Source organism: Treponema primitia, assembly GCF_046533075.1.
Classification (GTDB): domain Bacteria; phylum Spirochaetota; class Spirochaetia; order Treponematales; family Breznakiellaceae; genus Termitinema; species Termitinema primitia_B.
Genome location: NZ_JAJQRB010000016.1, coordinates 23,126 through 29,802, shown reverse-complemented (window position 1 = coordinate 29,802; position 6,677 = coordinate 23,126). Strand labels below are relative to the sequence as shown.

8 protein-coding genes are annotated in these 6,677 nt (G+C 38.8%); all 8 read left to right on the top strand.

Annotated elements, in window-relative coordinates:
- The first annotated feature begins 633 nt into the window (after positions 1-633).
- A complete protein-coding gene (locus LQZ19_RS02915; RefSeq protein WP_411046147.1) occupies positions 634-2,802 on the top strand; it encodes an RHS repeat-associated core domain-containing protein in 2,169 nt (722 codons plus the stop codon).
- Positions 2,802-3,389, top strand: a complete 588-nt coding sequence (locus tag LQZ19_RS02910; RefSeq protein WP_411046146.1) for a hypothetical protein — start codon at positions 2,802-2,804, stop codon at positions 3,387-3,389. The genes LQZ19_RS02915 and LQZ19_RS02910 overlap by 1 nt, the downstream gene beginning before the upstream one ends.
- A gap of 44 nt (positions 3,390-3,433) precedes the next feature.
- Positions 3,434-4,162 (top strand): hypothetical protein, encoded by a 729-nt coding sequence (locus LQZ19_RS02905; protein WP_411046145.1) that lies wholly within the window; start codon positions 3,434-3,436, stop codon positions 4,160-4,162.
- A gap of 7 nt (positions 4,163-4,169) precedes the next feature.
- The gene (locus tag LQZ19_RS02900) at positions 4,170-4,529 is read left to right on the top strand and encodes an SH3 domain-containing protein (RefSeq protein ID WP_411046144.1); all 360 of its coding nucleotides are present in this window, start codon (positions 4,170-4,172) and stop codon (positions 4,527-4,529) included.
- 42 nt (positions 4,530-4,571) lie between these two features.
- A complete protein-coding gene (locus tag LQZ19_RS02895; RefSeq protein WP_411046143.1) occupies positions 4,572-5,294 on the top strand; it encodes an RHS repeat-associated core domain-containing protein in 723 nt (240 codons plus the stop codon).
- On the top strand, positions 5,287-5,547 hold the full coding sequence (locus LQZ19_RS02890) for a hypothetical protein (RefSeq protein WP_411046141.1): 261 nt from the start codon (positions 5,287-5,289) through the stop codon (positions 5,545-5,547). The genes LQZ19_RS02895 and LQZ19_RS02890 overlap by 8 nt, the downstream gene beginning before the upstream one ends.
- Positions 5,548-5,782: 235 nt before the next feature.
- A complete protein-coding gene (locus LQZ19_RS02885; RefSeq protein ID WP_411046140.1) occupies positions 5,783-5,989 on the top strand; it encodes a hypothetical protein in 207 nt (68 codons plus the stop codon).
- Between the two features lies 1 nt (position 5,990).
- Complete coding sequence (locus LQZ19_RS02880; protein WP_411046139.1) at positions 5,991-6,662, top strand: hypothetical protein; 672 nt, start codon at positions 5,991-5,993, stop codon at positions 6,660-6,662.
- The last annotated feature ends 15 nt before the right edge of the window (positions 6,663-6,677 follow it).

The following is a 6,677-nucleotide window of genomic DNA, read 5'->3' as shown; positions in this document are numbered from 1 at the left end:
AAATGACGGATATTATAACCCGGGACTATACATTATTTGGAAAAGTACGGTTTAAGAATTATAGGAAATGAAAGTAGCCGACATCAATTAGGGGAGGGAAAGGCTGTTAAGGCCTGAATCGTGATAAACCCTAAGGTTGGCGAGCCGTAAAAATAGGTATGACCAGCTTGGAAGAATTCGGTAAAGTCTGGGATGGTAATTATTTGAAGATTTATAAGTCCTGATGCAGTCAATGAGACGACCTAAGTTAAAGCTGGACGGAACAATTGTGCCGCTGAAATGCGAATTCCGGGAATATTATACTTGCTAAGCAATAATTATTAATCATTAAAAAGAAAGCGAGCTTTACCCTAATACTTCGATTAAACACGCAGGCTCCCGGCATGTATGGCCGATAATAAAACTAAGGGAGGCATATTTAGTTAAAACTATTTCTTCCTCCGTTTTGATTTAATGTTTCTATTTTTAAAAAGGTCGATATTATCCAGCACGACCCTTAGTTCTTCATGGGATATCTGGCTTGATTTTCTTCTATAAATTGTATACAGTATTCAACACGGGTAAGTGTTCTTGGGTATCCAGGAGACGCAGTACGGGGCGGCGTCAGTGAACCAGGCGGGGCGGTTGCAGAGCGTGCGTGATGAAAGCGGGGAGATACGGTATCAGTACGGAAAGTTGGGGGAAGTGATAAAGGAACGGCGAGAAATGACGCAGCAGACGGAAAGCATGGGACGGCTGCGAGCAGCGGAGATGGAGTACCGAAGCGACTATCTAGGGCGGATGCAGGAGATCACGTACCCCGATGGGGAAGTGGTGCGCTACGGGTATGACTACGGCGGGAATGTGGTGAGTGTGAAGGGGACGAAGCGAGGGCAAGAATTTACCTATGTGGACCAGATAGGGTATGACGAGTGGGGCCAGCGGGTATATATAAAGCTGGGGAATGGGGTAGAAACGAGCTATCGATATGACGAGAATCGGCGGTGGCTTGAGAATATACAGACACAATCAATTAGACAGACGGGGAACCCGGTACTGCAAAATATCCAATACCAATTTGACCGAGTAGGGAATGTGGCAGGGTACCGGAATGAAGCGGGGAGTTACCAGACAGAGCAGGAGTATGGGTATGATCCGTTGTATCAGTTGGTCTATGCGAAAGGGGTAAGCGAGAACCGGACAAACGGGAGGACGGACTACCGAGCGCAGTACGAGCAGGAGTTCCGGTTTGACCGTGGTGGGTTAGGAAATCTCGTTGAGAAGACGAGTATAACGGCGAATAGTGATAGGCGAGTGCTAGGAGACGAGCTGGATTACCGGCTTGAATATGAGTATGCGGCAGGGTATGTACACCGGGCGGAACGGATAGGGATAAATTATTACCAGTATGATGAGAACGGGAATGTGACGGCCGAGCAGAAAGGGCCGTTTGAAAGGGTAGGGCCTGGAGCGACCGGAACCATAACAGAATTGGGAAATGGAACGCAAATGATAGACAGCGGATGGGGACAGCCAGAGGAAGATACGCCCGGGACGAGCCAGGCGAAGGGATACCGGCGGGAATATGTGTGGAATGAACGGAACGAGCTGAAGCAGAGCCGTGATAACCGGTATGTGGTATCGTATACCTATGGGCAGGATGGGCAGCGGAGTGGGAAGTACAGTGTGGTATATGATGGTGGGCATGAGTCTGAAACGCTCTATTTCAATAAGATGTGGACATGGCGGTATGATGGGACGATAAATGACCGGGCCGGGAGGAACAGTAAGCATATATACCTGGATGACAGCCGGATATTGACGAAGATAGGTCAGGCGGAAGGGGATTCCACCGAGGAAGAGAAACTCAAGCAGTATTATTACCATACGGATCATTTGGGAAGCGCGCAGTTGATAACGGATAGGACAGGGCAAGAATACGAGCGGATAGAGTACACGCCCTATGGGGAACTGTGGATAGAAAAAGCATCAACGGCGAGTTACATAGAGATACCGTATCGGTTTACGGGGAAGGAACGAGACGAGGAAACCGGGCTGTATTACTATGGGGCACGATACCTGGATAGCAAGACAAGCCGCTGGCTCTCGACAGATCCTGCTATAGGAGACTATATTCCGGGAGCGCCGGTTAACGATGACGTAAGAAAGCGGAACCAGAATCTGCCTGGGATGGGAGGAGTATTCAACACCATAAACAGCCACCTGTATCACTATGCGGGAAACAACCCCATAAAGTATACAGACCCTGATGGGAAGATAATCAATTATGTAGCCGGAGAGGGAGCTAGTAATGAAGACGTTACAATGGTTCAAGATGCTGCTGGAGAATTAATGAATTCTGGCACAATGGCAGGTGATCGATATAAAGAATTAAATGATAATCCTGACATTTTGGTTACAATAAATGTAAACCGTAGCGGTAGCAATAATTCAATGCCAAATGATCCTGATGCTATGGGTGATGGTACTGGTAGTGGCTCAGAAGTAAATATAAATATTGACAACAATAAAAGGCTTGGAGCCTTTGGTCCAAAAAGAGATATAGGTTCTACGCTAGCTCATGAAGTTTCAGGACATGCTTATAGTAATTATAAGGGTAGAAATGGAACAAGTATTTATAATGGTGGGGAAAGAGAAGAAGCAAACGCATCAGCTTTAGAAAATGAATATCGATCTGCTAGGGGTTTACCGCAGCGTTCATTCTATACATGGCCATTGAAAGCTCCCCAATTTGATTCAAATAAGGGTAGTTGGTTTTTCAAAGGTTTATTTGGGAAAAAAGAATCATATAGGGTATATTAATGAAAAACCGTTATATTATTTTTTTATTATTGAACATAAGTATTATTTTAGGTGCTCAGAGTAATCGTATTGGTGGAATATTTGATACTGAGATTATTAGAACACCTACATATTTTTATGTGAATCTCCCTTATTTTCTTAATCGAAATGTAAGGAAAGTATTTGTACCTGATACACCATATGCTATTGATATAATAAATATAAGCGCTGATGGAACAAAATTATTTTTTACTAATGATCCTGGTTATACAGAACCTAGTTTGTATTATGAAACTCAGAATGTTATAAGAAATCAAAATAAATATTTTATAACTATGTATTGGTACAAATATTCTAATGATAAATTAGTTTGGTCAGATTCACGTGGAATTATACATAGTAAAGTAAAGAGGAATGAAGCAGTAGTTACAAATTCAATTCAAATAGAAAAGGGGATGAAAGAACTAAGATTAGAATATAGAATATTATTGCCATTTCCATTTATGACTATTGCTAGACTTCAAAACAATAATATCCCTGAACGATATTACTCAGATAATTTTATTGTTATTATTGATTTAACCAATGTTTTTGAAGAAGAAATATAAAGTGTGACTAGATTTTCTATTGTTTTCACCTGGGAGATATACAGATGCCAGGAACCAAAGGTGGTAAAGTTGATATTATGAATGCTGACTGGAATATGATAAAGCAACTACCTCTTGTACCACCCAATCCGTACCGGATTGTTATCTGCTCAAAAAAAAAGATTACTGCTAACTTCAATACCATAAATAGTCACCTGTACCACCATGCGGGAAACAACCCCATAAAGTATACAGACCCTGATGGAAGGGATGTAATATTGTTACTGGATCCTGATGGAGCACCTGCACCGGGTCCTATCGGTGATATAGTACAATTTGGGCATTCAGCGGCTTTGGTTGGGAATGATGAAGATGGCTGGCTTTTTTATTCAAATAATGGGCCAAACGGTATTTCTGTTGGAGAATATTCATCTGTTGAAGAATTCAAGAACGAGTATAGCTCTCAAGAAAAACATTTCACTTTTACGCAAGAACAGCGACTTTCAACTACACCGGAGCAAGATCAAAAGATGAAAGAAAAAGCTCTTGGATTAGCAGGAACAACAATTGAGCAAGTTAGAGCATCGGATAATAATTATTTAGTAGTTCCACACGCCGAAGGAAAACCCTATAGAACATTAACGAATAATTGTTCACAGCATGTTGCGGCAATTGTTGAGGCAGGTGGTCAATATTCTTCAAATTCAATTATTCCTAAACTACAGGTTTTGATGAGCCCTGAAACAAATAAACAGGTTCAGAGAAATGGAGTGATTGGGTTTTCTATAAGGTAATATAAGTATGGTAAAAAAAATATTTTATCTATTATTTTTTGTTTTATTTGTTTCTTGCAAATATGGATTTATAAAATTTGATGAATATATGGAAAATAATATATTCAACGATAAAGAAATATTAGAAAATGAGTTTTATGAAATACAAGATTTGGAATATAAAGCACGAATGATGTATCAGGAAGGTGGAACTACCTATAATATATATGATAATCCAAATGGCAAACGAATATTTTTTTTAAAATATTGGACTAGAATAATACCAATTGAAATTATAAAAAAAAATGGAAGTACTTGGGTTAAGATAGAAACAAAAGAACATAATCGTGGTTGGGTAAACAGTTGTTTTATAGAATTACATCGATAATATAAAGGAAGTGAGAATACCTGGTATCAAGGTTTTAAAGGTATGAATATTATCTGCAAGAAATATAATCAAAAACCTCTTACAGTTCATCAAGTCAGGTTGTATTCTGTCTTGAAAAAAACGATTACCTTAAACTCCAATACGACAAACAACCACCTGTATCACTATGCGGGAAACAGCCCCATAAAGTATACAGACCCTGATGGAAAAGCTATTAATTTTCTTGCTGGGGCAATTGCCGGTGCTTTAGTAAGCGGTGGCATTAATGTTGCTTTTCAATTAGCATCCAATGGTGGTGATATTTCTAAAATAAATGGTACAGAGCTTGCGGGTTCTATGGTTAGTGGAGCTGTGGCTGGAGCTATCACATCAGGTGGATCTGCAATTGCAAGTGTCACTACAGGCATAGCTTCGAGGGCAGTAGTTATTGCGACTGGAACTGTCGCTGGTGCTATTGGTAATGGTGTTGATACAATTACACAAAATGTATTTGATGGAGATACATCTACCGCCCCAATGGATGGCATTGGACCAAGTCTGATTAGAGGTGGTATTGCTGGAACGGTTGGTGGTTTAATAAATGTTGCTCATGGCGATATTCCTAATGTTTCAGTTAAGGCCCCTTCATATATTACAAATAGGCCTGAGGCAACTTCCGCTGCAACAAAAGCTGCGGTTATTTCAACTACACGAGCTGTTGGTGAAGGTGCACGTGATGCTGGAATAAATATATTATTAGAAAGGACAATAGTTCCTAATGAATAACAAAAATATAAAAGCAATATTTAAACGACTTTTGCCATTGGAAATATTTTTAATGATCGTTCCAATATTATTACTTATTTTATTTGAAATCGACATATTTCATGGGAGATTTATATTTGAATTAGATTTATCATTTTCTCAAGAAACTATTTTAACAATATTTATGGGATATGAATTAATTTTAAGTACTGTTTCAGCAATGATGATTAGTTATGTACTGGCAATAATAATTAATCAATTTAGTAAAAAGTAAGCTTATAAGAACAAAAAATATTACTTACCATAAAAGGGCGTAAAGTTAATACTATGAATATTGTCTGGAATATGATAAAGTTACAACATTTTTTATCGCAAATCAAAGGCCGACAATTTTCTTTCTCACAAAATAAGAATACTTCCAGGTTCAACACCATATTTATCATAGTCGGTACAAGGAGACTCACAAGATATTTTAAATGTTCCATCTACACCTTAAGAGTAATATTTATATGATTAACTTATTAAGATTTAAGCGTGAACAATTAAAACAGACATTCGCTACAATGGAATCATCGGTTTTAGTAAAATATTTATATGGCATAGAATATCAGCAACAAGAAGTAATATTGTTAAGCATAAATAATATTCTTGCCGAAAATTATTGTAATTTCTTATATATTGCAATTAAAGAAAAGCAAAATAAGGATAAAGGATAAAATGGAGAGAATTCTGCAAACTAAGGAGTCTGGAGAAAAATGTAGTAAAATTAAAACTATGAATACTATATGGAATAAATATAATCTACAGCGCATTACAATTCACTGCCAGAACAGATCATTCCTTGTTCAGAATAAAACGATTACCTCAAACCTAAATACGATAAACAGCCACCTGTATCACTATGCGGGAAACAACCCCATAAGGTATACAGACCGTGATGGAAGAATGCCTGCATTAGCTCTTGTCCCATTTTTACCTGCAATTGGAGCAGTTATAGCTGAAGCCGCTCCTTATGTAATTGCGTTTATTGCTGGCGTTGCATTGGGTAAAGGTCTGCAAGCAGCAACTGAGCATACAAATAATGATGAAGGGAAAGCTGATACGGCAGCGGCAAATGTAGAGTCCAATGCACAAGCGGCAGCACCACAGCCAGAAAATCAAAATGATAACAATAATGGTGGGAATAATTCTAAAAAGAAAAACCAAGAACCTACAAAACGTGACTTAAATGAAGAAAAACGCTCTTTGCAAGAAAACAGAGATTTTAGGGAATATTTCCATCGTGAGTATAAGCCATCAGAAAAAGTTCCGACATCTGAACGACATAATCCTGATATGTCTGATGAACAATTGTGGGAAGCGTATCAGGAATGGCAAACTGATAACTGAAAAGAGTGGGGGTGT

Excerpts from the sequence above, each read along its gene's own strand:
- LQZ19_RS02895 (WP_411046143.1), top strand. The coding sequence starts at position 4,572 with ATGAATATTATCTGCAAGAAATATAATCAAAAACCTCTTACAGTTCAT.
- LQZ19_RS02905 (WP_411046145.1), top strand. The coding sequence starts at position 3,434 with ATGCCAGGAACCAAAGGTGGTAAAGTTGATATTATGAATGCTGACTGG.
- LQZ19_RS02900 (WP_411046144.1), top strand. The coding sequence starts at position 4,170 with ATGGTAAAAAAAATATTTTATCTATTATTTTTTGTTTTATTTGTTTCT.
- LQZ19_RS02880 (WP_411046139.1), top strand. The coding sequence starts at position 5,991 with ATGGAGAGAATTCTGCAAACTAAGGAGTCTGGAGAAAAATGTAGTAAA.
- LQZ19_RS02890 (WP_411046141.1), top strand. The coding sequence starts at position 5,287 with ATGAATAACAAAAATATAAAAGCAATATTTAAACGACTTTTGCCATTG.
- LQZ19_RS02910 (WP_411046146.1), top strand. The coding sequence starts at position 2,802 with ATGAAAAACCGTTATATTATTTTTTTATTATTGAACATAAGTATTATT.
- LQZ19_RS02885 (WP_411046140.1), top strand. The coding sequence starts at position 5,783 with ATGATTAACTTATTAAGATTTAAGCGTGAACAATTAAAACAGACATTC.